Genomic DNA, 24,843 nt, shown 5'->3' on the forward strand with positions numbered 1-24,843 from the left:
ACAACGCAGTTGCGTGAAAGGGCCGCCAACAGGTGTTGGACCCCGCCTCCCACCTGCGGCAACGCTGTACCGCATGCCCGTCTACCACCGACCTGCCCGTCCCGCCCGCCTGCGGTACGCCGTCCACGGCAGCACCCTCGTCGTGGCGCGGCCCGCACCGCCGCCGCCCCGCAGAAGCCCGCCTCGCAACCCGTACGCCCGGCTGTTCGCCCGCCCCGGCACCGTCGGCTTCACACTCGGCGGTCTGCTCGCGCGGCTGCCCATGGGCATGTTCACCGTCAGCGCCGTGTTGATGATCGCGGGCGAGCGCGGCTCGTACGCGCTGGCCGGGAGCGTCACCGCGGCCGGGCTGGCGGCGACCGCGCTGACCGGACCGCTCGTGGCGCGCCTCGTGGACCGGTACGGACAGGCGCGGATCGCGCTGCCCGCCACCCTGCTCGCGCTGCTCGGCTCCCTCGCGCTCGTGGTGTGCGTACGCACGCACGCGCCCGACTGGACGCTCTTCGCCGCCTACGCCGCCACCGCGACCACCCCCAACACCGGCGGCATGGCGCGCGCCCGCTGGGCGTATCTGCTGCGTGCCGACACAGCCGCCCGGCACACCGCCAACTCCTTCGAACAGGCCGCGGACGAACTGTGCTTCATGCTCGGTCCCGTCCTCGCAACCCTGCTGTGCACCGCGCTCTTCCCCCAGGCCGGAACGCTCGCCGGGTGCGGGCTGCTGCTCGCCGGAATGCTGCTGTTCCTCGCACAGCGCTCGACCGAACCGCCGCCGGGTCCGAGCAGCACCCATGCCGGTCCCGCACCGCTGCGGCAGCCCGGCATGCCCGCGCTGCTGCTGGTCTTCCTCGCCACCGGCGCGGTGTTCGGCGCACTGGAAGTGGTCACCCTGGCCCATGCGGACGGGGAGGGCCACCGCGCGGCGGCCGGTGCCGTCCTCGCCTGCCAGGCGGCCGGCTCGGCGCTCGCCGGGCTCGCCTTCGGCGCGCTGCCGCCCGCCCGCTCCGACCGGCGCCGACTGGCCGGATGCGTGGGCGCCATGGCCGCGTTGCTGACCCTGCCGCTGCTCGTCTCGCTGACGGCGCCGCTGCCGCTGCTGGCCGGAGCGCTCCTGGTGGCGGGCATGGCGACGGCACCGACGATGGTCACCGGCATGGCCCTCGTCCAGCGGCTCACCCCGGCCGGGCGGCTCAACGAGGGCATGACGCTGGCCGTCACCGCACTGCTCGGCGGCATCGCCGCCGGCTCGGCCACCGGAGGCTGGGCCACCGAAGCGCTCGGCTCCGCCGGGTGGGCGTACACCGTCCCCCTCGCGGCGGCAGCCGCCGCTGCCGTACTCGCCACCCTCTTGGCCGCCCGCCCCGTTGCACACGGGTGACGCACGGCCCGTCGCCCGGGCTCTCACACGCGGGGCGAGTAGTGCTGCGGCCGGTCCCGCTCCCCGGGCAGCGGCAGATTGCGGGCCGGCGTCTCCACCGCGGGCGCGTCCGGGTCCCTCGCACCCCGCTCGCGCTCCCAGCCCGCCCGCGCCCTCGGGTGGTAGCGGCGCGACGGAGGGACCAGCTTCCAGCCCCGGTGGATGAGCCGCCCGATCCTGCGCAGCCGGCGCTCGTCGCGGGCGGTCCAGGTGTAGCCGAGGCGGCGCCGTACGGCGGGCGGGAAGAAACCGACCGTGAACCACACGGAGGCCCGCGCCTGCGGGCCGCGCACCAGCCGCCATACGACATCCGGCAGCAGCCGCAGCGCGGGCGGCTTCGCGATCAGCGTCAGATCGAGCACATCGCGGGTGGGCCGGTTGTCCTCCAGCACGTTCTCGGCCATGTGCGTCCAGTACTCACAGAACGCCTCCCAGTCGGCCGGTACGGGACGCATGCTCATCCCGTACAGCCGCCACCACCGCACATGCTCGTCGAACAGCTGCCGTTTCTCCGTCTCCGTCAGCCCGGGACCGAGCCGGTCGGCGACGAGCAGGGTCAGGACGAAGAAGGTGGCGTGCGCCCAGTAGAACGTGTCGGGGTCCAGCGCGTGATACGGGCGGCCCTCACAATCGGTGCCCTTGATGGTGCGGTGGTACCCGCGCACCTGACGCGCCGTCTCCGCAGCGCGGGGCCCGTCGTAGACGACGCCCCCGATCGGGTAGAGCGAACGGAACAGCCGCTGCCAGCGCTCCTCGAAGAACCGGGAGTGCTCGGCGACTCCCGCGCCGAGCTGCGGATGCATGTTCTGCATCGCCCCCGCCCACGGAGCCAGCAGCACGCCGCGCCAGTCCCCGAAGTACTTCCACGTCAACGACGAGGGCCCCAGAGGCTCCGGACCTGACGCTTCGCTCGGGACCATGCGGCGCTCCTTCCGCTCCGGTCCGCCCTTTCGCCAGGGTAGATACCCCGGCGATGAATTCAGCCCCCGCCGCTGCTGGCTGCGGCTCGCGCGTTCAGCGCCTTCTTCAGCGCATCCCCTGCCACCCCGGCCCGCGCCGTCAGCTCCTTGAGACGGCGGCGGTTCTGGTATCGCACGCGCCAGCTCAGCTCCGGACACAGCCGGGTCAGCGCCGCGAACGAGGCCAGCGCCGCCCGTGTGGGCTCGATCCGCGCCACCGGCTCCGTGCCGGTCAACGTGGCGACGGCCTCCCTGCGCAGCTCCCCCGGCAGACTCTTGTCACTCACGATGATGCGCTTACGGTTCAGCGTCCTGCTCTCGACGGAGATGATCCCCGCCGCGGCCAGCTGTTCCTCCACCGCGAGGCAGGTCTCGCGGCGCTCACGCTGCACCAGAGTGCTCCAGCGCCGGGCACGGGAATGCTCCGCGATGCTGTGCAGCGCTCCGTCGAGCACCGGGTCACCGGTGCGGTGGCCTCCGGCCGGCCGGGCCTTGCCCTTGTCGTCCTTGAGGCAGCCCCGTGCCTCCAGCTCCGCCAGCGTGGCAGCGCGTATCGCGTAGCCCAGTTCGTCGCCCCATTTGAGCCGTTCCTTCTCGGCGTCGCACGCGAGCAGAAACAGCCGCGCCGGCAAGTTGTCCGTTGCTGTACCCCGTCCCATGTCCTCTATCAGAGCACGCTTTGGCGACTGAGCCGAGGGCGAGGGCTGACGCCGTCGCGGCGGACTTGTCCGGGGCACGAGAGGGAGCGCGAGGCACCCCACGCATCCGACGCCGCCCCGCCCCGCGCGGCGAAGCCGCGCAAAAACGACGAAGGCGAGGCGGCCCACGCTTTCCGTGGGCACACCTCGCCTTTCGCCTTCGTGGAGATGGCGGGAATCGAACCCGCGTCCAACGAAGTGGAAACAGGGCTTCTCCGAGCGCAGTCCGCTGCGATTTTCTCGGCCCCGGAGATCACGCGGACAAGTCTCCGACGGGCCCAGTCACTGTGTGATGTCCCGGTAGGTCCCGTGACCGGACCTACGCGGTGAGTTCCCTTAGCTGATGCCAGGAACCGGGGCGGGAACTACCCCGGGCTGACACTTCGCAGGTCGCTGCTCAGGCAGCGAGGGCGAAGGAATCGCGCTTGGTGTTGGCGATTATTTTTTTGCGGCACATGGTTTACGAGATCATTGCCGCGTTCCTCGGCTCGCTTCCCCTGCTTCGACGTTCGCTGTCGAAACCGATCATCCCCGTGTTGAGTTAACAATCTGCACACGCACCCTGGCGGGCAGTGCTGCTGGCCATGATACGTGACCATGTCGCACAGGTGCCAACCATTTGACGCCCGGGACTATTCCTGCGGCCCCGGAAGGTCAGGCGTTGGCGCGCTGGCGGCGGCGGGCGGCCGACATCGCGCGATCCGCCTCCCGGCGGTCCTGCTTCTCGCGGAGCGTCTGCCGCTTGTCGTACTCCTTCTTACCCCTGGCCAGGGCGATCTCGACCTTTGCCCGGCCCCGGTAGAAGTAGAGCTGGAGCGGGACGAGGGTGTAGCCCGTCTCCTGGAGCTTGCCGGTCAGCTTGTCGATCTCGGCACGATGGAGCAGCAGCTTCCGCTTACGCCGGGCCGCGTGGTTGGTCCAGGTTCCCTGTGCATACTCGGGAATGTGCACGTTGTGCAGCCACGCCTCGCCGCCGTCGATCTGGGCGAAGCCGTCGACGAGCGAGGCGCGGCCCTGGCGCAGGGACTTGACCTCGGTTCCCGTCAGCGCGATGCCGCACTCGTACGTGTCCAGCACGAGGTAGTCGTGCCGCGCCTTCTTGTTCTGCGCGACGAGCTTCCGGACATCCTTGTCGTCCTTGGCCTTGGTTTTGGCCTGGGTTCGTGTCGTCTTCATCTTCGCCATAGCCAGGCCATTCTCCCACTACGACCGGGCTTCGAGGCCACTCAATACTGTTCTCGCCCGGTCCGTGGACTCGCCCCGGCTGCGCACCGGGAGATCGGGCGCGATGCCGCGCCCCTCCACATCGCGACCCGACGGAGTCGTGTAGTGACCGACTGTCAGCTCGGCGACGGAACCGTCCGACTGGGGCCGGGGCATCTGCACCGAGCCCTTGCCGAAGGTGCGGGAACCGACCACCACGGCGCGCCCCCGGTCCTGCAACGCGCCGGTCAGCATCTCGGCGGCGCTCATCGTCCCGCCGTCCACAAGGACCACGAGCGGTCGCCGCTCTACGTCGTCCGCGCCGCCCTCCGCGCCGTTGTCGTCCTCGGCGTACAGCGCGCGCTCGGTGCCGTCCTCGTCGTACGTGGCGACCAGTCCGCCGTCGAGGAAGGCCCCGGCCGCGGTGACCGCCTCGTCGACCAGGCCGCCGGAGTTGCCCCGCAGGTCGAGCAGGACCGGGCCGTCGGCGGGCACCCGCTCGCGGACCGCCCTGCGCACCTGCTCGCCGGAGCCCCGGGTGAAGGAGCCGATCTTGACGCGGGTGACGCCGTCACCGATCCGGTCCACCCGCACCGACTCGGTCGTCAGCCGCTCGCGGCGAAGGCTGGGGTGCAGATCGGTGCCGCCGCGGGTGAGGTGGAGCCGGACCCGGCTGCCGGGCTCGGCGGCGCCGGTCGGGGACGCGGGATCGGAGCCGCGCAGCAGCGCCACGACGGCGGTGACGGGCTTGCCGGTCACAGGGTGACCGTCCACGGAGCGCAGCCGGTCCCCGGTCCGGACCCCGGCGCGGTCGGCGGGGCTGCCGGGCTGTACGCGATCCACCTCGACAGCGGTACGGCGCGGCGACCGACCGGCGGTGGTCCTGCGGTCGGTGGCGCTCTCGTGGTCCGTGGCAGTGGCCGTGCCGCCGTCCGGGCCCGCTCCGTCCCCGCGGGCCTGACGTACGGAGATGCCGACGCCCACGTACGAGCCGTCCAGGGCCTGCCGCAGCCCCTCGTACTCACGGGCCGAATAGGCGGCGGACCAGCGGTCGCCGCTGCGGCTGACGACGGCGTCCGCGTCGGCGCCCCCGGCGCGCTCGCGGGCCTGGCCCGAGCCGGCCGGTGCGCCCTTTGCATCGGCGGAGCCCTGCGGCGGGCCGCCCGGTGCGGCGCGGCCCGCGCCGTGGGCCGCGCTGTCGGGTGAGCCCGAGCCGAACGCGGCCAGCTCTCCGCCGAAGGCTCCGGTGGCCGCGCCGGTCGCCAGCACGCCGGCGAAGACCAGTGTCAGGGTCCCGCGCCGCGGCCGGCGCGGGCGCGTGTCGAGGAACCACGAGCCTGGCATGGTCCGGAGTGTAGGCCAGTGCGGGGCGCCGCAAGGGCCGTTGGGTCCACGGCGCCCCGCGTCCTGCGTCACACCTTCAGGTACTTGCGCAACGTGAAGAAGGCTGCCACCGCGGGCATCAGCACCCCCACGGCGATGATCAGCGGCAGCACCTTGATCACCGCGTCCCAGCCGATGAAGTTGATCAGGACGATCTTCTGCTGGAGCCAGTTGTTGATCAGGAAGTACTTGCCGAGGACGAGCAGCACGCAGGCGAACCCGGCGCCGATCAGCCCCGCGATGGCGGCCTCCAGGATGAACGGCATCTGGATGTAGAAGCTGGAGGCGCCGACCAGCCGCATGATCCCGGTCTCCCGGCGCCTGCTGAACGCCGACACCCGCACGGTGTTGACGATCAGCAGCAGCGCAACGACCAGCATCAGCGCCATCACACACAGCGCCGCGATGTTCATGCCGTTGAGGAGGTTGAAGAGGTTCTCCAGCAAGCTGCGCTGGTCCTGCACCTCCTGGACGCCCTGTCTGCCGGAGAACGCGGTCTGCAGGACCTGGTACTTGGTCGGGTCCTTGAGCTTGACGCGGTAGGACTCCTGCATCTGGTCCGGCGTCAGCGAGTCGGCCAGCGGCGAGTCCTTGAACTGCTCCTTGTAGTGCTTGTACGCCTCGTCGGCCGACTCGTAGTAGATCTTGTCCACGACGTCGAGCTTCTCGAGGTCGGTCTTGATCTCGCTCTTCTGCTGCTGGGTGACGGCGCCCTTGGCACAGTTGGGGTCCGAGGAGGCGTCGTTCTTGTTGCACAGATAGATGGAGACCTGGACCTTGTCGTACCAGTACCCCTTCATCGTGCTCACCTGCTCGCGCGCGAGCAGCGAACCGCCCGCGAGCGCGAGCGACAGAGCGACGGAGACGATCACCGCGAAGGTCATCGTGAGATTGCGACGGAGACCGACGCCGATCTCCGACAGGACGAACTGGGCGCGCATGGCGTCCTTTCCTCAGTGCTGGTGCCTCAGTGCTGGTATCCGTAGACGCCGCGCGACTGGTCGCGCACGAGGCGGCCCAACTCGAGTTCGACGACGCGCTTGCGCATCTGGTCGACGATCTGCTGGTCGTGGGTGGCCATCACAACGGTGGTCCCCGTGCGGTTGATGCGGTCGAGCAACTTCATGATGCCGACGGAGGTCTGCGGGTCGAGGTTGCCGGTCGGCTCGTCGGCGATCAGCAGCATGGGCCGGTTGGCGAAGGCGCGCGCGATGGCCACGCGCTGCTGCTCACCACCGGACAGCTCGCCGGGCATCCGGCCCTCCTTGCCGCCCAGACCGACGAGGTCGAGGACCTCCGGCACCGTCTTGCGGATCTGACCGCGGGACTTGCCGATCACCTCCAGCGCGAAGGCGACGTTCTCGCCGACGGTCTTGTTGCCCAGCAGCCGGAAGTCCTGGAAGACGGTGCCGAGCTGCCGCCGCATGTGCGGCACCTTCCAGTTCGACAACCGGGCCAGATCCTTGCCGAGCACATGAACCTGCCCGGAGCTGGCGCGCTCCTCGCGCAGGATCAGCCGCAGGAAGGTGGATTTGCCGGAACCGGAGGAGCCCACCAGGAACACGAACTCGCCGCGCTCGATCTCCAGCGAGACATCGCGGAGCGCTGGACGGTTCTGCTTGGGATAGGACTTGGAGACGCTGTCGAATCGGATCACGGATACACCACGTCGACCTGGGTAGGGACAACGGAAGCCGCGGTGCGGCCCCCTGGATAAGCCTCCCAGCGTCTGCCGGGGGCGGTGTGGGCGACCATACGCGAAGCGTGGTGCGCTGCGCACGCGGCACCCGCGCGCACTCTCTGCACCCGCGCAGTGCCTCCCTGTTCCCGCCTGCTTGTTCCCGTGAACTGGTGGTTTCGGCGGGAGGCCACCTCACCTGGCAGAGTGGTGGAGAGCACCCCTGGGGAACGAATCACTCACGGGTGGCGTTGGCGCGACTGAGGAGGAGTTCGCATGACATGCGATCGACTGGTGTGTGCCAACTGCGCGGGGCCCGTGAGCGAGGGCCGCTGCGCCGTGTGCCGTGCCCACCGGGAGAGGCTGCACCGGGAAGCACCACTGGCGCACCTGTCCCCCACGGCACTGATCGCCTTGTTGGCCACACTGATAGCAGTAGCGCTGGTGGCACAGCGCGTAGCGACGGCTTGAGCGCACGCGCGGCGACACACCAACGCGCTGGGTCCGGCGGTCGTGAGACCACCGCGACCCAGCGCGCTGTTGTGAGCTAGCTCTTAGGCAGCAGTACGCCGCGAGGCCAGACGCGGCATCAGGCGGAAGCCGATACCGCCGGCGATCATCGTCGCCGCGCCCACCAGCAGGAACGTCGTCTCGCTGGAACCGGTCTCGGCCAGCTCGTCCTGCTTCTTGCCCGGAGCCGCCGGCTTGCTGTCCTCGACCGGCTGGCTGCCCTCGCTGTCCGGGTTGGCGCCGCCGCCCTCGCAGTTCACCTGGTCGCCGTCGAGGTCGCAGGTGTCGTCGTCGCCACCGCCGGAACCGCCGGTGGTCGCGGGCTCCTCGCCGCCGCCACCGTTGCCGCCGTTGCCACCGTTGCCGTTGCCACCGTTGTTGGCCGCACCGCCATCGTTGCCACCGTTGCCGTTGCCGCCATTGTTGGCCGCACCGCCATCGTTGCCACCGTTGCCGTTGCCGCCATTGTTGGCCGCACCGCCATCGTTGCCACCGTTGCCGTTGCCGCCATTGTTGGCGACACCGCCATCGTTGCCACCGTTGCCGTTGCCACCGTTGTTGGCGACACCGCCATCGTTGCCACCGTTGTCCTCGCCGCCGATGGTGACGGTGCCGCTGATGCCGCCGTCGTCACCGCCGGAGGTGCCACCGTCGTCACCGCCGGAGCTGCCGCTGTCGCCGCCGCCAATGATGCCGCCGATGAACCCGCCGTCGTCCTCGGCGGCCTTGGTGGCACCGTCGGTGTCACCCAGGCCCGCGGCCTGCGCGGCGCCCGCGGCGGTCAGCGAGGCGCCGGCGGCGAACACCGCAGCAGCGGCTATCCGCGCGACCCGCAGCCGCGTCTTCGATTTGCTCATGTTCCAACTACCCCCAGTAGCTGTACTCGTGGATGGGGCAGCTGCGTGTGGAGCGCGACCCGCACCGGGCTTCCCGTCGAGGCAAAATGCGTACCCCCACCCCGGACTGCCGCCGTTTGCTCACCGGGGCTCTCTCCACCCCGTCCGTGCGCCCCTGACACAGGCATGCCGAGCGAACAGCTTTCCCCAGCTCTTACATGCCCGTCAAGCGAAGAACCGTTGAACGGAATCGAATACGGAACTGATCCGCCGTCAGCCCTGCGTCTGTTCCTGCTGCTTACGCCAGCGAATCCCGGCTTCCAGGAAGCTGTCGATGTCACCGTCCAGCACGCCCTGCGGGTTGCCCACCTCGTACTCGGTGCGCAAATCCTTGACCATCTGGTACGGGTGCAGCACATACGAACGCATCTGGCTGCCCCAGGAGTTGCCGCCGTCGCCCTTGAGGGCGTCCATCTTGGCCTGCTCCTCCTGACGGCGGTAGGCCAGCAGCCGGGCCTGCATGACGCGCATGGCGGCGGCACGGTTCTGGATCTGCGACTTCTCGTTCTGGCAGGAGACGACGATGCCGGTCGGCAGGTGCGTCATCCGGACCGCGGAGTCCGTGGTGTTCACCGACTGGCCGCCGGGCCCGGACGAGCGGAAGACGTCGATCCGCAGCTCGTTCTCCGGGATGTCGATATGGTCGACCTGCTCGACGACGGGCAGCACCTCGACCCCGGCGAACGAGGTCTGGCGGCGGCCCTGGTTGTCGAACGGCGAGATGCGCACCATCCGGTGCGTGCCCTGTTCGACGGAGAGCGTGCCGTAGGCGTACGGCGCCTTGACGGTGAAGGTCGCGGACTTGATGCCCGCCTCCTCCGCGTAGGAGATGTCGAACACCTCGGTGGGGTAGCCACGCCGCTCGGACCAGCGCAGATACATCCGCATCAGCTGCTCGGCGAAGTCGGCGGCGTCCACACCACCCGCCTCGGCCCGGACGCTGACGACCGCCTCGCGCGGGTCGTACTCGCCGGACAGCAGCGTACGGACCTCCAGCTCGTCCACCGTCTTGCGGACGGCCGCCAGCTCGTTCTCCGCCTCGGCGCGCGCGTCCGCGTCGTCCTCGCTCTCGGCCAGCTCGAAGAGCACCCCGACATCGTCGATCCGCCCGCGCAGCTCCTCGACCTTCCGCAGCTGCCCCTGGAGGTAGGAGAGCCGGCTGGTCACCTTCTGTGCGTTCTCGACGTCGTCCCACAGGTCCGGGGCCGCCGCGTCTTCCTCGAGCGCGGCGATGTCTGACCGCATCTTGCCCAGGTCAAGGACGGCCTCGATCGACTCCATGGTGGAGGAGAGGGACTTCAGCTCTTCGGATACATCGACGACTGCCACGCTCCCCACCCTAACCGCAAGCCAGCAACCCCAGCCCTAGCCCACTTGGGCGTCACGCTCCGCGCTGTGGTGTGCGGTCAGCGTGGTCACCAGGACGTCACGGCGGGCCGGCCGGGTGGTGTCCGCGGGACGGACCGGGCCGACCTCGTGCAGGGTGGCGCGGTCGTCGCCGAGCAGCAGGGTGCCGGGCTCCTCCAGCGTGGTGACCAGGAGCCGGTCACCGTCGGGTGTGTAGACGCTGCTCTGTCCGCCGACGGCGTTCTCCCGGCCGATCATCAGGGAGGTCGCCAGGGTGACCCCGTCGCGGTGCCGCCCCTCGGGGGTCGGCAGCCCGGCGCTGTCGGCCGAGGCGACGACCCGGAAGGGGTGCACCTTGACGCTCCAGGTGTCGGCGTCCTGCAGACAGCTCGCGATCCGGCCCAGCAGCCGCATCAGCGACTTGAACAGCGGGTCGGCGACGAAGACGTCCGTCAGCGGCTCGAAGTGGCGGTCCTCACCGGTGTAGAGGGGGTTGGTGTCCTCCGGCTGCGCGAAGGCCAGGTGCGGCATCGGGCGCAGCGCCCCGGTGCGGTCCAGGGAGAAGTGCCCGTACCGACGAAGGCGGTGGGTGCCTTCCCTGGCCGCGTAATCGTCCGGGGCCAGGTCCTCCCAGTGGACGGCGAACCGGCGCCAGCCCGCCGCGTCCGCGCCTACGCACCGGGAGACGGCGGCGGGCTCCATCACATGGACACGCCGGGAGAGCAGCGCCTTCCGGGCCTCGGCCACCTCGCCCGCGCTCCGCAACGTCGGAGCACCCGAAATGTCCTCCATGCGGCAATCCTCCTATGCCCGGTCAGGGTCCGCATCCGGGCTCTCGGCCCAGGCCGTGGGGGCAGCTGTCGGCCGGAGGCCGGGGGAAGGCCCGGGCGGCGGGAGCGGCTGGAGGGGGACGCGCAGCGCTGAGGCGCCGACCCGCCAGCACTCCAGCAGGGCCGCGCCCAGCCGGTCCTCCAGGAAGACCGTGGCGTCCGCGCCGAAGGCGATGTCGGACTCCAGCGCGGGCTCGTCCTCCAGCAGACCGCCGATCACCTCCCGGCGCACCACCTGCTCGTGCACCGCGTCGGCCTCCACATGCTCGTCGTAGAAGCGCTGGGCCGCCTCTCCCGCCTCCAGGCGGCGCAGCGCGGCGGCAAGGCGGCGGGAGCCGGGCGAGGAGGTGACCTCCACACAGGCGAAGTGGCCGACCAGTGCACCGCGCAGCGACCGGTGCAGCCCGAGGAGCGACATCAGGTTGACGGGCGCGAGCGCGGGCCCCGGTGCGGCGTCCAGATAGTGCCCGTACGTGGCGTCCAGATCCAGGTCGCGCAGCAGCTCGGCGAAGAGCCGGGCGTGCACCTTCTCGGCCCGTCCGGCACCGAACTCGTCGTACTCGACGGCGACCATCGCGGCCTTGGCCCGCCCCGCGAGCCGCGGAATCACCCAGGCGTGCGGGTCGGCCTCTTTCAGGTGATAGAGGGAGCGCAGGGCCGCGTACTCGCGCAGCTGCCACAGCTCCCCGCGGTGCTGGAGGTGGGCGGCCACGCTCTCCTGCTGGTCGTCGCCGTGCAGCGCCACGGGGCCGACCGGCTCCAGCAGCAGCTCGCCGAAGGCGTCGGCCACCGTACGGCCGGCCGGGACGTCCCTGCGCAGGGCCGTCAGGAACCGGTCCTCCAGCACTCCGCGCACCCGCAGCAGCTCGGGGTCCCACTCACGGGCCTCCGGCACCCCCGCGAAGCCCCGGTAGTGCAGTTCGTAGAGCACATAGAGGGCCAGTTGCAGGTCCTCGCCGTACGGGTCGGCGGCTGCGGCCTCGCTTCCGGGCTCCGGCCCGGCCTCCGCACCGGCCTCGCGGACCAGCGCCGCGGTCTCGGGGCGCCCGCCGGTCAGCGCGGTGAGCACGGCCGCCGAGAGCGGGCCACGGGCGGTGGGCAGGACAGGGCTGGTGGGGCGGACGAGGTCCGGGATCGCCGTCATGAGGTGCTCCCGTGGAGTCGGCTCCGGGGCGGGTACCGGCACCAGGCCGTGTCCGCCACCGCCGTCTGCGGCGGTCAGTCGCCCGAGTACCCATACGAGGGCGCGGGCAACGAGCCGGTCTCCTCCTCGGACGAGGCCAGCCAGCCGCCGACCGCGAGCGCCGCGGCCACCAGTGCGGCTGCGGCGCCCACCTTGAGCCGTCGGCGGCGTACGGCGATCCGGTGCCGCGCCGACCCGGCCCGCGCCTCCCCCGACGCCCGCGGCGCGCGTGCCGTGCCGTGCGCTCCTCCGGCCAGCTCGTCCTCGCCGGGCACCCGCATGCTCGTATGGGTGTCCCGGTTCGCGTCGGGGCCGACCCGTGAGTGGACGAGCGGCACGGCGCCCCCGCCTGCGGCCGGTACCGCGCCGCCGCCGGGGAGGGAGTGCTCGCCGTCCGCGCCGTCGGCGCCCGCGCCGTCACTGTCCTGGTCGTGGTCGCCGTACTCGGCGTAGCCCTCCTCGCCCTGCTCGTCGATGTCGAGCGGCGGCAGCCCCTCCAGCGTCGGCAGCAGCTCGCGCAGCCGGGCCGCCAGCTCGGCGGCGCGCAGCCGGGAGGCAGGCGCCTTGGCGAGGCACTGATGGATGAGCTGCCACAGCTCGTCCGGGATGCCGGGCAGCGGTGCGACGGTCTCGGTGACATGCCGGCGCAGCACCGCGCCGGGGTGGCCGCCGCCGAACGGGGTGAAGCCCGCGAGCAGCTCGTAGACCACGGTGGCCAGGGCGTAGATGTCGACGGCGGCGCGCGGCGGCAGCCCCTCGACGATCTCGGGCGCCAGATAGTCCGGGGTGCCGATGATCGAGGTGGCACGGGTACGGCTGGGCGAGTCGATGAGCTTGGCGACGCCGAAGTCGGTCAGCAGCGCGGGCGGCGCCCCGCCCGGGCCCTCCAGCGAGAGGGCGTCCAGCAGCACGTTCTCCGGCTTCACATCGCGGTGCACCAGACCGGCGGCGTGCGCGGCGGCCAGCGCGTCGGCGACGTCGGCCGCGATGGCGACGGCCGCAGCGGGCGCCAGGCGACGGTCCCGCTCCAGCCGGGTGCGCAGATCGGTACCGCGCACCAGATCCATGACCAGGGCAAGCTCGTTGCCGTCCACCACCAGGTCGCGGACGCCGACGACGCGCGGGTGGTCGAGGCAGAGCAGGGCGCTGCGTTCCTGCACGAACCGCTCGACCAGATCCTGGTCGGAGGCGAGGTCCTCACGCAGCAGCTTGATGGCGACGGGACCCTCGGGTCCATCGCCGAGCCACACCGTTCCGGCACTCCCGCGCCCCAGGATCCGGTGTGCCGTGTAGCGACTGCCGATCTTCCGTGCCATGGCGACAAAACTACGCGGCGAGGCCCGGGTTGGGAGCCCCGGATGCCGGTAACTGTCACTTCTGTGGGGGAAATCCCCTCTCACGAGTCGACAAATCACCGTAGTCGCCGGTGACTCGGCGGACCGTCACCGGCAACTCGTCAGCCGCTGCCGCCGGTGTGGTCACCGGCCACCTGCGGCTCGTCAGTTGTTGAACTGGCCGAAGAAATCCCCTATCTGGCGGAAGACGTCCTTCGTCGTCTCCCAGGCACTCTGCCCCTCGGCCCACCACTTCGGCGCGTCCGTGAAGTTCCAGACCAGCACGCCCGCCACCACGACGATGACGATCAGGAACAGGCAGCCCTTGAGACAGCCCAGCCCCGGGATGCGCATGGGGTTGGCGCTGCGCTGCCGCGGCTCACGGCGCGGCCTCGGCTCGCGCGGCGGCCTCGGCTCGGGCCTGGGTTCCCGGCGCCGGGGCGGCTGCGGCTCGTAGCGCTGCGGCGGCGGCTGCGTGGCTCCCTGCTGCCCGTACTGTCCGCCGTACTGCTGCTGTCCGTAGGACGGGTTGCCCTGCGGAGGCGGCGGGGCCGCCCGGCGCTGGGGGCGCCGGCGCAGCGGGTCCAGGCTCGGGTCGAGCGGCTGGAACTGGGTCTGCTCGTTGCGGTCCCGGGCCGCGCGCATCTGGCTCTCCCACGGGTGGGGGCCCTCCTGCTGCGGGGGGCCGCCCTGCCCGCCGTCCGGCGGGTTGCCCGGGACGGGGGACATCACCTGGGTGGGCTCGGAGTTGCTGCCGCCCGGGCCTTGGCCGCCGTAACCGCCCTGGGGGCCGCTGGTCTGCGGGAGGACGTTGGTCTCGGCCGACGGGTCGTACTGCCCGCCCCCGCCCGCCGCACCGCTGTGCGGCAGCACCTGCGTCGGGTCCGACTCCCCCGCGCCGGGCCCCGGGGCACCACCGGAGTTCGGGACCGGCGCGGGCGCGGGGTCCGGCGCCAGCAGTGCGGCCACTCCGAGTGCCGCGGTGGCGGCCTGCGGCGTGGCCTGGGCACCGATGCCATCAGCGACCGTACGCAGACCGCGCGCGAGGCTGACGGCGCTGGGCCGCTCGTCGGGGTTCTTGCGCAGACAGTGCTCGATGACCGTCCACAGCGGGTCGGGGAGGTTCCGGGGCCGCTCCGGCTCCTGCGCCAAGTGCTGGTGAAGTACGGCCAGCGCGCTGTCGCCGCTGAACGGCGGATAGCCGCTGACCAGCTCGTACAGCAGGATGCCCGCGCCGTAGATGTCCACGGCGGAGGTCTGCGGGCGGCCCTCGGCCGACTCGGGCGCGACGTAGGCCGGGGTGCCGACGAACTCCTGGGTACGGGTCAGCCCCGGTGAATCGGCGAGGCGGGCGATGCCGAAGTCGGTGAGCATCGGGCGCATGCCGTTCTCGTCCTCGGTGAGCAGGACGTTCGCGGGCTTCAGATCCCGGTGCACGACGCCGTCCGCGTGGCTGGCCGCCAGCGCGTCGGCCACCTGTGCGGTGACCAAACAGGCGGCGATGGGCGAGAACGGGCCGTTCTCGCGCAGGTAGCGATGGAGGTCCGGGCCCTCGATGAGATCCATCACGAGCGCCAGCAGATCGCCTTCGACCACCAGGTCGCGGGTTCTGACGATGTTGTGGTGCGTCAGCCGAAGCAGCACGGAGCGCTCCCGCAGGAAGCGCATCACCACGTCGGGGTCGTTCGCCAGCTCCTCCTTGAGGACCTTGATCGCGACGGTCTCGCCGGGCTGCCCGGCCACCGCCGCCTCCGAGCCCGCCGTCTCACGCTGGCGGGCCCGCCAGACGGTGCCCGTGGCGCCGCGCCCCAGCGGCTCTTCGAGCAGGTACTTGCTGCCTACCGGCCGCACGTCATGCGCTCCCTGGTCTCGTACTGCAATCCCGCCCACAATAGTGCCGCCACGCAAGGCGGTGTCGGGCTCCGCGCGCTGTGCTCTTCGGCACCCGCGTGCTTTTGTGCACCGCATGTGCTTCTGGCACCGCTGTGCAGTTGAGCACACGGTCGTGCTCGCGGGCACACGCTGTGCACACTCCCGGGCACCGCTCGGATACCCGGGCACACGATCATGCACCGGAGCGCGTCCCCCGGATTCCCGGTCCCCGGGTAGACGCACACCGGGTGGCGATGGTTGCGGCGGCGCCGCTGCCCGGACAAGATCCTTCCGCGCGGCAAGATCGTGCGGATGGCCAGGACGGGCCCCGTTGTCCGTCGCAGGTGCGAGTATGCATGCAGTGGTACGGACGATGTGCCGGCGCGCGAGCGCGGTGGTGGGCGGGCAGCCCGCCCGGCACACGGCGCGGACGGGACCTGGAGGCGCAGATGCAGATCCGGCTGACTGTCGCCCTGGCGCCGCGCGGCGCACGCGGCGCGGCCGACGCCGGCGAGCCCGGCGGCACCGGACCGGCGGCGCGCCCGACCGCCCGGCAGCAGCAGGCCCAGTCACGCGCCGGCTACCCGGGCCAGCCCATCGGACAGGCGAACGTGCTGGTCACAGCACCCGCCGGCACGGTGCTCTCCGCAGTGACGAACGCCCTGGCGACCTCGGCCGCGTCCGCTCTGGCGACGACCTCCTCCTCCGGGAGCGAGGCGACGGAGGAAGCCTCCCAGGAACCCGTGATCGTCTACGCCGGAACGCGGCGGCTCGATCCGCACCGCCAGATCATCGGCGAACCCCCGCTGCTGGACGGCGCGCTCGTCTCGCTGTACGCACCGGTCGCCCCGGCCGCGCTGCCCGCACACGGCGCCGCCGTCACGGCGCTGACGGCGTACGGCTCGGCCAAGGCCAGGCTGCATGTCACCGGCGGCCCCGACGCGGGCGGCATCCACCTCCTCCAGGGCGGCAAGGTCCACCTCGGACGCTCCGCGGAGGCCGACGTCCCGCTCGACGACCCGGACGTATCCCGGCTGCACTGTGCCGTCACCGTGACCGACGGCGGCACGGTCACCGTGACCGACCTCGGCTCCACCAACGGCACCACCCTGGACGGCACCCCTGTCGGCCCGCAGCCGGTCCTCTTCCGCCCCGGCGCGACGCTGCGGATCGGCGAGACGACCGTCCGGCTGGAGGCCACCGGGACCCGTACGGCCCCTGACGCGGGGCCGGGCACGGAGGCGGAGACGGCAGTCGGTGCGGGAGAACCCGCCGCCCCGCTGGCCCTGCCCACCACGCCGGACGGCGAGGGGCGGCTCCGCCTCGTACGCGAGGGGCCCGCGGGGGACGGCGCCCGTGCCCGGATCCCGGCCGCCCGCTCCGGCGAGGAGTTCGGCTCCCCCTCCCCCGAGGGCGCCGGAGCGACCGCGAGGGCCGAGCACTGGGGCACCGGAGAGGGGCCGGACAGCCAAGGCCACGCCTACGCACCGGCACCCGGCGGACCCTTCCCGGCCGCCGACATGACCCACAGCGCCGGCATCGTGCCCCCCAGCGACGCGGGTTCCGTACCACCGCCGGACGCCGACGACGCGGCGCACCGCAAAGGGCGAGGGCTGGGCGCCTGGGCGCGCCGTTTCGCGGGCGGCCGGGCGGAAGCGGCAGACAGCGCCGCCGCCGGGCCGGGCGCGGCTCCCGGCAGCGCGCCGCCGCACCCCGGCCGCGGCCCGTACGGGCCGACGCGGTCCGGCTCCGGCACGGCGGAGGGCTACACGGCGCACCCTGCCGAGAGCTCCGGCGCTCTCCCTCCGGCTCCTCCGGCAAGCTCTGGAGGCATCTCCGCTGCGGGCGGCGGGGAGCAGCGCCGGCCGGATCCGGCCGCCGTGCTGCTGAGCGCCCTCGGCCCGGGGCCCCGGCTGTGGGAGCGCGGCCCGGGCCATCCGGACGCGCTGACCGTACGGCTCGGCGTCACGCACCGCAGCGGTGGGCAGAGCGATCCGGTCAGCGTCGATCTGCGGCAGTCCGGTTCGCTCGGGCTGGCCGGGCCGCGCGCTCGGCTGGCCGGGCTGGCGCGGGCCGTGCTCGCACAGCTGACGGCGCTGCACGGGCCGAGCGCGCTGGAGGTCGTCCTGCTGGCGGCGGACAGGACGCGCAGCGTCCAGGCGCGGCAGCAGGAGTGGTCGTGGCTCGGCTGGCTCCCCCATCTGCGCCCGGCGCACGGCCAGGACTGCGCGCTGCTGACGGCGTACGACCACGAGCAGGCCGCCGCGCGTACCGCCGAGCTCCTGCGGCGGCTGGAGGCGCCGAGTACGGCGCCCCGCCGCGGGGGGACGCGCGGACCCGCCGTGGTCGTGGTGGTGGACGGCGACCCCGGTCCCGCGGAGCTGCGGGCGAGCGTGGCCCGGCTGGCGCGGGAGGGTTCGGCGGCCGGAATTCATCTGCTCTGCCTCGCCGAGACCCCGCCGGCCAGCCCTTCCTCGCCGGTCGCCGCGACGCTGGAGACGGCGTACGCCGCCTGCGCCGCCTTTCCCGAGTGCGGGACCGTCGCCCTGCTGAGCGGCGACGTGGCGACTGCGGTGCGGGTCCTCCAGCCCGCCCCCCGCACAGGGCGCGGCGCCCACGAGGCGCAGGGGCCGCAGCACGGTGCCCGGAGCACGGAGGCCGCACCGGGTCCGTACGGCGGGACCGGTCCGGCGGGGGCCACCGGCGGCGGTGCCCTGGGGGCGCCGAGCGGACCTGTGGCGACCGTGGACGCGGTGTCCGCCGCCTGGGCGGAGCGGTTCGCGCGGGCGCTGGCACCGTTGCGGGAGCCGGAAGGCGCGGGGACCGACGCCTCGGCGGCCCCGACGGTGACGCTGCCGGACCAGTGCCGGTTGCTGGACGAGCTGGGGCTGGCGCGGGCCACGCCCGCCGCGCTGCTCGCCCGCTGGTCGGAGCGCGCGGCTACCGCCTTCGGGAAGGTGCCCGTGGTCTTCGGCGCCGGCCCGCACGGGCCGCTGGAAGCCGACCTCTCCGATCCTGCGGGGCTGGCAGGGCTGGCGGCACAGCTGGCGCCGACGGCACCGGAGGGTGAGGCCGACGGGGCGGGCCGCGCCCTGCCGGGGCACACCTTCGTCAGCGGCGGTCCCGGTTCCGGCAAGACCGAGCTGCTCCGCTCGCTGGCGGCCTCCCTCGCCGCCGGGGAGCGCCCGGACCGGCTGGCGCTGGTGCTGGTGGACGGCGCGGGAGCCGAGGCCGGTGAGGGGCTGCGGGTGTGCGAGGAGCTGCCGCATGTCACCGGCCGGCTGACCGCGGGCGACCCGGTACGGATGCGGCAGTTCGCCCAGGCGCTGAGCGCCGAACTGAAGCGGCGGGCCGAGCTGATCGGCGACGAGGGCAGCTACGAGGAGTACGTACGTACGGCCGCCCGCCCCGGCGGACGGGTGGTGGCGCCCCGCCAGGCCCCCGAGCGGGCACCGGTGCGGGAACAGGCCGCAGCCGCCGAGGAGGGGGTACAGCTCCCGGCTCCCGCCCCGGCGCCCGACGAGCGGGCAACCGTGGCCGCCCGTCCCTCCGGCCGTCGCGGCGGCGGCTCCGCCGAGGACCGTCCGGCGGGCGAGGGCGGGGCCGAGAGCGGGAGCGGGTCCGCGAGCGGCGCCACCGGCGGACTGAACACACTGCCGTCGCAGGCCACGCCCGGAGCAGGCGGCCGACTCGGCGGCAGCGCCGGCAGCGGTGAAGCACCCGCTGCCGAGCCGGACCGCACCCGGCGCACCCTGCGGCTGCGCCGTACCGACGAGTCGCCCCGGACCGGTGCGCAGGAAGCCGACCCCGCGGAGTCCGGGCTGACCCCGCCCTCCCCGGCGGGTCCCGGTGGGGTCCCGCCCCGGCTGGTCGTGCTGGTGGACGACTTCGACACGCTGGTCGACCCGGCGCTGGGGAATCCCGGCCGCCCGGCCGCCGGATCGGTCGTGCGGGCGCTGGAGGCGGTGGCCCGGTCCGGGGCGCGGCTGGGCGTGCTTGTGATCGCGGCGACGGGCCGCGCGGACCGTACGGTGCACACGGTGCTGGCCCGCACGGCGGCGCTGCACGTGGAGCTGACCGGCGGCGAGCGCGGTGCGGACGGTACGCCGCGCGGTCGCGGCACCCTCACCCTGCGACAGCGCCGCGGGCCGGAGGGCGCGGTCGTGGGCGGGGTGCCGGTCGCCTTCCAGGCGGGCCGGGTCACCGGCCGTATTCCGCGTACGGCGACGCTGCGGCCCACCGTGGTGCCCCTGGACTGGGCCCGCGCGGGGGATCCGCCCGCCCGGCGTCAGGTGCGGGAGCTGGGCAACGGCCCCACCGACCTGGCTCTGCTGGCCAGCGCGATGGAGCGCGCGGCGCAACAGGTGACACCGACCGCGACCCCGCCTTCGTCGTAGCCCCCGCGCAGACCGCCGCCGGCTGCCGGGCCGAAATGTGAGGCTGATCACCGCTGCGGCGGGAGGCTGATCACCGCTGCGGCGGAAAGAGGGGTCGGCACAGCCACCGCACAGGCCCCTCGGCGGTGCCTCTCCGCTGCCCTCGTCTCCACGGGTTCTCTCGCGCGTTCTCATTCAGATATGTAGACGCGCGTTCAGAAGTTGTAAGAACGCCGCTGGTTGAGGCCGGTTCGCAGGGCGGCAAAACGTCCGATCCGTGGACGGCACATGTAACAGTTGCGTGAAAATTCTGTGCCTTCTCGCGGGCAGTTCGCACGCTGGTCGAGGGGGGCTCGCGGGGGCGGTCAGCGCCGTTCCGCACGGCCCGTCCGCCACCTTTTGAGAGCCCCCGCAGGGTCGCCTCAACTCCCCCTCGTTACCCACGAGTTCGCAGATGAGGGCGCATGAGGGCGGTCTGGCAGGTCACGGACTGATCAAGATACCGGCAGCGAGCCGAACACTGTTGCCAGAGGGCATCGTCCAGGCGTACAAACTTCCGCACAGATAGGTACGACGCGGTGCCGCCCCCCGGCAGGCCGCGTCTGCTCATCTCCCGTTCATCCGATGGAAACGGGAGTACACGGGGAAAGGGACGGCACTCAACCATGCGTATCTCGCGTGCTCCACGCACGGCTCTCGCGCTCGCCTCCGCAGCCGCCCTGACACTCACCGCTGCGGGCTGTGCCGCCGAGGACGAGGGGAGCGAGTGGGCGGCTTCGCACAAGCCGACCGTGGATCTCCCCAAGCTCAACGGCCAGAAACTCCAGGTCGCAGCGGTGTGGACGGGCGACGAGCAGAAGAACTTCCGTAAGGTCCTCGACGAGTTCGAGAAACGAACCGGCGCGAAGGTCGAGTTCGTGCCGACCGGCGACAACGTGGCCACCTACATCAGCTCCAAGATCGAGGGTGGTTCGCCGCCGGATGTGGCGATGATGCCGCAGGTCGGTGTGCTGCGTGAGTTCGCCAAGAAGGGCTACCTCAAGCCGCTGGGCAAGCAGGCACTGGCCGAGTCCAAGAAGAACTTCTCCAAGGGCTGGCGGGACCTGGGCAGCTACGAGGGCAAGCAGTACGGCGTCTACTACAAGGCCGCCAACAAGTCGCTGATCTGGTACAACTCCCAGGCGTTCGAGGACGCGGGCGTCAAGGAGGCCAAGGACTGGAAGTCCTTCGTCAAGGACGCGGAGACGCTTTCCGACTCGGGCGTCGACCCGGTGTCGGTCGGCGGCGCCGACGGCTGGACGCTCACCGACTGGTTCGAGAACATCTACCTCTCCCAGGCCGGTCCGGAGAAGTACGACCAGCTCTCGGAGCACAAGATCAAGTGGACCGACGAGTCGGTCACCAAGGCGCTGAAGACCCTGGCGCAGCTGTGGGGCCAGAAGCATCTGCTGGCGGGCGGCAACCAGGGCGCGCTCCAGACGGACTTCCCGAAGTCCGTGACCCAGACCTTCGGCAACCTCGCCTCGCCGGAGGCCGCGCTCGTCTTCGAGGCCGACTTCGTCGGCGTCAACATCGCGGGCGACACCAAGGCCCGGATCGGCAAGGACGCACAGGTCTACCCGTTCCCGAAGGTCGGCGACCAGTCCCCGGTGGTCACCGGGGGTGACGCGGCAGCCGTGCTGAAGAACGGCAAGGGCGCACAGGCACTGGCCACCTTCCTCGCCTCCAAGGACGCGGCGGGGATCTGGGCGGCCGAGGGCGGTTACGTCTCCCCCAACAAGGAGCTGGACCTGTCCGCCTACCCGAACCAGCCGCAGCGCGAGATCGCCAAGGCGCTGGTCGACGCCGGGAACGACTTCCGCTTCGACATGTCCGACCAGGCGCCCGCCGCGTTCGGCGGCACCAAGGGTGAGGGCGAGTGGAAGGCCCTCCAGGACTTCCTGACGAACCCCAAGGACATCAAGGGCACTCAGCAGGCGCTGGAGAAGGCCGCCGCCAAGGCGTACGAGAAGTGAACCGCGCCGTAACCACATCCGCCGCGACCCGTACGACGCGTACGACACCTACGACGCGTATCTCCCGTACGGCTCTCGCGATCTCCACGCCTCACTGACGGATCAGACAGGGGAGACCACCGTCATGCCGACCCCGAGCCAGCCAGGAAGCGGCGCGACCGGAGGCATACCGGACGACTCCGGCACGCCCGACGCGCCGGTCACCGGTGCCGCTACCAGCACCAGCTCCAGCACGACAGAAGGCGCGACCAAGAGCGCGCCGACGGCAGGAAGCAGTACGGCCACGGCCGCCGCCGAGGCGGCACCGGCCACCACTCCCGCCGAGCAGACCTCCGCAGAGCGCACCGGCGCCCGCACGACCGGGAAGGGGGCCTCGGCACTGCGCCGCCGCCCCTGGATCGCCGCGGCGTTCCTGCTGCCCGCACTGGTGGTCCTCGGCGCGCTGGTCGTCTACCCGATCGGGTACTCGACCTTCCGCAGCCTGATGAACGCCGACGGCTCCAGCTTCGTCGGGCTGGACAACTTCAAGGAAGTCTTCACCGACGACGGCACACTGATCGCCTTCCGTAACAACCTCATCTGGGTCATCGTCGCGCCGGCCGTCTGTACGGCGCTCGGCCTGATCTTCGCCGTACTGACCGAGAAGGTGCGCTGGGGAACGGCGTTCAAGCTGCTGATCTTCATGCCGATGGCCATCTCGATGCTGGCCTCGGGCATCATCTTCCGGCTCGTCTACGAGCAGGACCCGGACCGCGGCGTGGCCAACGCGATGTGGACCACCGTCCATGACACGTTCGCCGAGACCTCGCCCTGGCCGGACGCGCGACCGCGCACCGACGCGCCGCTGTCCATCTCCGGCGGCGCCTACACCACCAGGGAGACCGTCGACGCCGCCAGCCCTGCCTACCTCCCGCTGGTGGGCATCCCGCCGAAGGAGGCGAGCGACGCGGCACCCGCCAAGAAGCCCGCCAAGGCCGAGGGCGACAAGGTCACCGGCGCCGTGTGGCTGGACTTCGTCAAGGGCGGGCGCAGCGAGCACGGCGTCATCGACCAGCAGGAGAAGGCGCTGGCCGGCATCAAGGTGGAGGCGGTCAAGGACGGCCGCAAGGTCGCCGAGGCCACCACGGCCGACGACGGCACCTTCACGCTCCCGGCCTCCGCCGACGGCGCCAAACTACGGCTGCCCGCCTCCAACTTCGCGGCGCCCTACAACGGGGTCGACTGGCTCGGCCCCACCCTGGTGACCCCGGCCATCATCGGCTCGTACGTGTGGATGTGGGCGGGCTTCGCGATGGTGCTGATCGCGGCGGGCCTGGCCGGTGTGCCCCGTGAACTGCTGGAGCAGGCGCGGGTCGACGGCTGCAACGAGTGGAAGGTCTTCCGCAAGATCACGGTGCCACTGCTGGCACCGGTGCTCGGCGTCGTCACCGTCACCCTGATGATCAACGTCCTCAAGATCTTCGACCTCGTCTACGTCATCTCGCCCGGCGCTTCCCAGCGGGAAGCCAACGTCCTCGCACTCCAGCTGTACCTGAAGTCCTTCGGTGGCAGCCCGGACCAGGGCGCGGGCAGCGCGATCGCGGTGATCCTGCTGCTGCTCGTCGTGCCGGTCATGATCCTCAACATCCGCCGTCTGCGCAGGGAGTCCCGCCGATGACCACGCTGACCGCCACGGGCGCGTCCTCAGATCCGGCGGCTCCGGCACCGGAAGCCGCCACCCCCAAGACCTCGGCCGCCTCCCGGGTGGCCGCCTTCACCGGCCACTGGGCAGTGCGCTTCGCACTGGTCGTCATCGGGCTGTTCTGGCTGATGCCGACGGCCGGTCTGCTCAGTTCGTCGCTGCGCGACCCGGCGGAGGTCTCGATCTCCGGCTGGTGGAACATCTTCGACCTGAACGGCAGCTTCCCCTGGATCATCGACAGGCAGCAGCTGACCGTCTCGAACTACGACGCGCTGTTCGCCAACGACCAGGTGATGAGCTCGCTGTGGACCACGGTGCTGATCACCGTCCCGGCCACCGTGCTGGTCGTGGTGATCGGTGCGCTCGCCGGATACGCCTTCGCCTGGATGGAGTTCCCGGGGCGTGACTGGTGGTTCCTGGTCGTCGTAGGGCTGCTGGTGGTGCCGGTGCAGGTGGCACTGGTGCCGGTCGCCAAGCTGTTCAACACCCTCGGCATCTTCGAGACGACCAGCGGTGTGGTCCTCTTCCACACGGCCTTCGGTCTGCCGTTCGCCATCTTCCTGCTGCGGAACTTCTTCGCGGAGATCCCCCGCGAACTGCTGGAGGCCGCGCGGCTGGACGGTGCCGGTGAGATCCGGCTGTTCGCGCGGGTGGTGCTGCCGCTGGGCGGGCCCGCCATCGCCTCGCTGGGCATCTTCCAGTTCCTGTGGGTGTGGAACGACATGCTGGTCGCGCTGATCTTCGCCGACTCGACGAACCCGCCGGTCACGGTGGCGCTCCAGCAGCAGATGCGGCAGTTCGGCAACAACATCGACGTGCTGGCGCCGGGCGCCTTCATCTCGATGCTGGTGCCGCTGGCGGTCTTCTTCGCCTTCCAGAAGCAGTTCGTCTCGGGCGTGATGGCGGGCTCGGTCAAGTAGCCCCACCATCCACCGGCGCCCGCCCCCGCACCCCATCCGGGTCGGGGGCGGGCGCACGTGAGAACACCAGCGTGCGCGTCCCCCAGAAGCGCACGGCGGTGCCCAGTACGAGGCCGATGCCGGCGCCGGAGACGACGTCGGCGAGGGTGGAGGTCAGTCCCAGTGCGTAACGGGACACGCCGAGACAGCCCAGTTGCACCGCCCCACCTGCGGCATTGACCAGTACGAAGACGCAGAACCTGCGCCAGCCGCCGGCCACCCTGCGGTCGCGCAGCCGGTACGGCCCCAGCGCGTTGCCGGTGTACGCGACGGCGACACCGGCGATGAACGAGAGGGCTTTGGCGTACATCGGGTCCATCCCGGCGGGTCCGCGCAGCCACAGGAAGCCGCCGAGATCCGCCGCGAAGGCGAAGACGCCGACGGTGGCGAACCCGGCGAACTCTGTGCACAGTGCGTGCGGCTTACTCATCGCTTGCCCCGCATGGGGGGCTGCGCTTGCCAGCCCTGCGCCTCTGGCGCAGACCTCCCAAGCACAGCACGG

At 71.9% G+C, this 24,843-nt stretch carries 19 protein-coding genes and 1 other RNA gene; 6 read left to right on the forward strand and 14 right to left on the reverse strand.

The genetic code is table 11. The annotated features are described in order from the left end of the window. Positions 1-73: 73 nt before the first annotated feature. Positions 74-1,378, forward strand: coding sequence for an MFS transporter (locus ACTWQF_RS16375; protein ID WP_443280113.1), 1,305 nt, complete (start codon positions 74-76; stop codon positions 1,376-1,378). Between the two features lie 23 nt (positions 1,379-1,401). Here ACTWQF_RS16375 and ACTWQF_RS16380 read toward each other — a convergent pair whose 3' ends face one another. The 7 genes from ACTWQF_RS16380 to ftsE form a co-directional block, all read right to left on the reverse strand. Beyond that, the gene (locus ACTWQF_RS16380) at positions 1,402-2,337 is read right to left on the reverse strand and encodes an oxygenase MpaB family protein (RefSeq protein ID WP_443280114.1); all 936 of its coding nucleotides are present in this window, start codon (positions 2,335-2,337) and stop codon (positions 1,402-1,404) included. 59 nt (positions 2,338-2,396) lie between these two features. After that, positions 2,397-3,035 carry a GOLPH3/VPS74 family protein gene (locus ACTWQF_RS16385; RefSeq protein ID WP_443280115.1) on the reverse strand — a complete coding sequence of 213 codons (639 nt, stop codon included), beginning with the start codon at positions 3,033-3,035 and terminating at the stop codon, positions 2,397-2,399. Positions 3,036-3,234: 199 nt separating this feature from the next. After that, positions 3,235-3,607: a transfer-messenger RNA gene (ssrA, locus tag ACTWQF_RS16390) on the reverse strand. A gap of 121 nt (positions 3,608-3,728) precedes the next feature. Then, positions 3,729-4,250, reverse strand: coding sequence for an SsrA-binding protein SmpB (gene smpB / locus ACTWQF_RS16395; RefSeq protein ID WP_443280116.1), 522 nt, complete (start codon positions 4,248-4,250; stop codon positions 3,729-3,731). 27 nt (positions 4,251-4,277) lie between these two features. Next, positions 4,278-5,621 (reverse strand): S41 family peptidase, encoded by a 1,344-nt coding sequence (locus ACTWQF_RS16400; protein ID WP_443280117.1) that lies wholly within the window; start codon positions 5,619-5,621, stop codon positions 4,278-4,280. 68 nt (positions 5,622-5,689) lie between these two features. After that, entirely contained in the window at positions 5,690-6,601 is a 912-nt protein-coding gene (gene ftsX / locus ACTWQF_RS16405; protein ID WP_443280118.1) for a permease-like cell division protein FtsX, read from the reverse strand. 26 nt (positions 6,602-6,627) lie between these two features. Beyond that, positions 6,628-7,317, reverse strand: a complete 690-nt coding sequence (ftsE, locus tag ACTWQF_RS16410) for a cell division ATP-binding protein FtsE (RefSeq protein ID WP_443280119.1) — start codon at positions 7,315-7,317, stop codon at positions 6,628-6,630. 297 nt (positions 7,318-7,614) lie between these two features. Between ftsE and ACTWQF_RS16415 the strand changes: the two genes are divergently transcribed. After that, the gene (locus ACTWQF_RS16415) at positions 7,615-7,809 is read left to right on the forward strand and encodes a hypothetical protein (RefSeq protein WP_443245992.1); all 195 of its coding nucleotides are present in this window, start codon (positions 7,615-7,617) and stop codon (positions 7,807-7,809) included. An 83-nt stretch (positions 7,810-7,892) separates the two neighbouring features. On the opposite strand, the gene ACTWQF_RS16420 is transcribed toward ACTWQF_RS16415, so the two are convergent. The 6 genes from ACTWQF_RS16420 to ACTWQF_RS16445 form a co-directional block, all read right to left on the reverse strand. Then, on the reverse strand, positions 7,893-8,705 hold the full coding sequence (locus tag ACTWQF_RS16420) for a collagen-like protein (protein ID WP_443280120.1): 813 nt from the start codon (positions 8,703-8,705) through the stop codon (positions 7,893-7,895). Between the two features lie 252 nt (positions 8,706-8,957). Then, positions 8,958-10,073, reverse strand: a complete 1,116-nt coding sequence (prfB, locus tag ACTWQF_RS16425) for a peptide chain release factor 2 (RefSeq protein ID WP_443280121.1) — start codon at positions 10,071-10,073, stop codon at positions 8,958-8,960. 36 nt (positions 10,074-10,109) lie between these two features. Then, positions 10,110-10,883: a 2OG-Fe dioxygenase family protein gene (locus ACTWQF_RS16430; protein ID WP_443280122.1), complete on the reverse strand. Its 774-nt coding sequence runs from the start codon at positions 10,881-10,883 to the stop codon at positions 10,110-10,112. 12 nt (positions 10,884-10,895) lie between these two features. Next, positions 10,896-12,065 (reverse strand): iron-containing redox enzyme family protein, encoded by a 1,170-nt coding sequence (locus tag ACTWQF_RS16435; protein WP_443280123.1) that lies wholly within the window; start codon positions 12,063-12,065, stop codon positions 10,896-10,898. A gap of 74 nt (positions 12,066-12,139) precedes the next feature. Next, entirely contained in the window at positions 12,140-13,420 is a 1,281-nt protein-coding gene (locus ACTWQF_RS16440) for a serine/threonine-protein kinase (RefSeq protein ID WP_443280124.1), read from the reverse strand. A gap of 183 nt (positions 13,421-13,603) precedes the next feature. Then, on the reverse strand, positions 13,604-15,289 hold the full coding sequence (locus ACTWQF_RS16445; RefSeq protein ID WP_443280125.1) for a serine/threonine-protein kinase: 1,686 nt from the start codon (positions 15,287-15,289) through the stop codon (positions 13,604-13,606). Between the two features lie 470 nt (positions 15,290-15,759). Here ACTWQF_RS16445 and ACTWQF_RS16450 point away from each other — a divergent pair, with 470 nt between their 5' ends. From ACTWQF_RS16450 to ACTWQF_RS16465, 4 genes are all read left to right on the forward strand, one after another. Continuing rightward, the gene (locus tag ACTWQF_RS16450) at positions 15,760-19,707 is read left to right on the forward strand and encodes an FHA domain-containing protein (protein WP_443280126.1); all 3,948 of its coding nucleotides are present in this window, start codon (positions 15,760-15,762) and stop codon (positions 19,705-19,707) included. Between the two features lie 644 nt (positions 19,708-20,351). After that, positions 20,352-21,701 (forward strand): ABC transporter substrate-binding protein, encoded by a 1,350-nt coding sequence (locus ACTWQF_RS16455; RefSeq protein WP_443280127.1) that lies wholly within the window; start codon positions 20,352-20,354, stop codon positions 21,699-21,701. 124 nt (positions 21,702-21,825) lie between these two features. Further along, the gene (locus ACTWQF_RS16460) at positions 21,826-23,358 is read left to right on the forward strand and encodes a carbohydrate ABC transporter permease (protein ID WP_443280128.1); all 1,533 of its coding nucleotides are present in this window, start codon (positions 21,826-21,828) and stop codon (positions 23,356-23,358) included. Continuing rightward, positions 23,355-24,302 carry a carbohydrate ABC transporter permease gene (locus ACTWQF_RS16465; protein ID WP_443280129.1) on the forward strand — a complete coding sequence of 316 codons (948 nt, stop codon included), beginning with the start codon at positions 23,355-23,357 and terminating at the stop codon, positions 24,300-24,302. Before ACTWQF_RS16460 ends, ACTWQF_RS16465 begins: the two co-directional genes overlap by 4 nt. Here ACTWQF_RS16465 and ACTWQF_RS16470 read toward each other — a convergent pair. Next, a complete protein-coding gene (locus ACTWQF_RS16470; protein WP_443280130.1) occupies positions 24,295-24,771 on the reverse strand; it encodes a GtrA family protein in 477 nt (158 codons plus the stop codon). The two genes, ACTWQF_RS16465 and ACTWQF_RS16470, sit on opposite strands and share 8 nt — an antisense overlap. Positions 24,772-24,843: the final 72 nt, after the last annotated feature.

The sequence above is a fragment of the Streptomyces sp. 8N114 genome (genome assembly GCF_052245835.1).
Lineage (GTDB): Bacteria > Actinomycetota > Actinomycetes > Streptomycetales > Streptomycetaceae > Streptomyces.

Excerpts from the sequence above, each read along its gene's own strand:
- ACTWQF_RS16375 (WP_443280113.1), top strand. The coding sequence starts at position 74 with ATGCCCGTCTACCACCGACCTGCCCGTCCCGCCCGCCTGCGGTACGCC.
- ACTWQF_RS16380 (WP_443280114.1), bottom strand. The coding sequence starts at position 2,337 with ATGGTCCCGAGCGAAGCGTCAGGTCCGGAGCCTCTGGGGCCCTCGTCG.
- ACTWQF_RS16385 (WP_443280115.1), bottom strand. The coding sequence starts at position 3,035 with ATGGGACGGGGTACAGCAACGGACAACTTGCCGGCGCGGCTGTTTCTG.
- smpB (WP_443280116.1), bottom strand. The coding sequence starts at position 4,250 with ATGAAGACGACACGAACCCAGGCCAAAACCAAGGCCAAGGACGACAAG.
- ACTWQF_RS16400 (WP_443280117.1), bottom strand. The coding sequence starts at position 5,621 with ATGCCAGGCTCGTGGTTCCTCGACACGCGCCCGCGCCGGCCGCGGCGC.
- ftsX (WP_443280118.1), bottom strand. The coding sequence starts at position 6,601 with ATGCGCGCCCAGTTCGTCCTGTCGGAGATCGGCGTCGGTCTCCGTCGC.
- ACTWQF_RS16415 (WP_443245992.1), top strand. The coding sequence starts at position 7,615 with ATGACATGCGATCGACTGGTGTGTGCCAACTGCGCGGGGCCCGTGAGC.
- ACTWQF_RS16420 (WP_443280120.1), bottom strand. The coding sequence starts at position 8,705 with ATGAGCAAATCGAAGACGCGGCTGCGGGTCGCGCGGATAGCCGCTGCT.
- ACTWQF_RS16430 (WP_443280122.1), bottom strand. The coding sequence starts at position 10,883 with ATGGAGGACATTTCGGGTGCTCCGACGTTGCGGAGCGCGGGCGAGGTG.
- ACTWQF_RS16435 (WP_443280123.1), bottom strand. The coding sequence starts at position 12,065 with ATGACGGCGATCCCGGACCTCGTCCGCCCCACCAGCCCTGTCCTGCCC.
- ACTWQF_RS16440 (WP_443280124.1), bottom strand. The coding sequence starts at position 13,420 with ATGGCACGGAAGATCGGCAGTCGCTACACGGCACACCGGATCCTGGGG.
- ACTWQF_RS16450 (WP_443280126.1), top strand. The coding sequence starts at position 15,760 with ATGCAGATCCGGCTGACTGTCGCCCTGGCGCCGCGCGGCGCACGCGGC.
- ACTWQF_RS16455 (WP_443280127.1), top strand. The coding sequence starts at position 20,352 with ATGCGTATCTCGCGTGCTCCACGCACGGCTCTCGCGCTCGCCTCCGCA.
- ACTWQF_RS16460 (WP_443280128.1), top strand. The coding sequence starts at position 21,826 with ATGCCGACCCCGAGCCAGCCAGGAAGCGGCGCGACCGGAGGCATACCG.
- ACTWQF_RS16465 (WP_443280129.1), top strand. The coding sequence starts at position 23,355 with ATGACCACGCTGACCGCCACGGGCGCGTCCTCAGATCCGGCGGCTCCG.
- ACTWQF_RS16470 (WP_443280130.1), bottom strand. The coding sequence starts at position 24,771 with ATGAGTAAGCCGCACGCACTGTGCACAGAGTTCGCCGGGTTCGCCACC.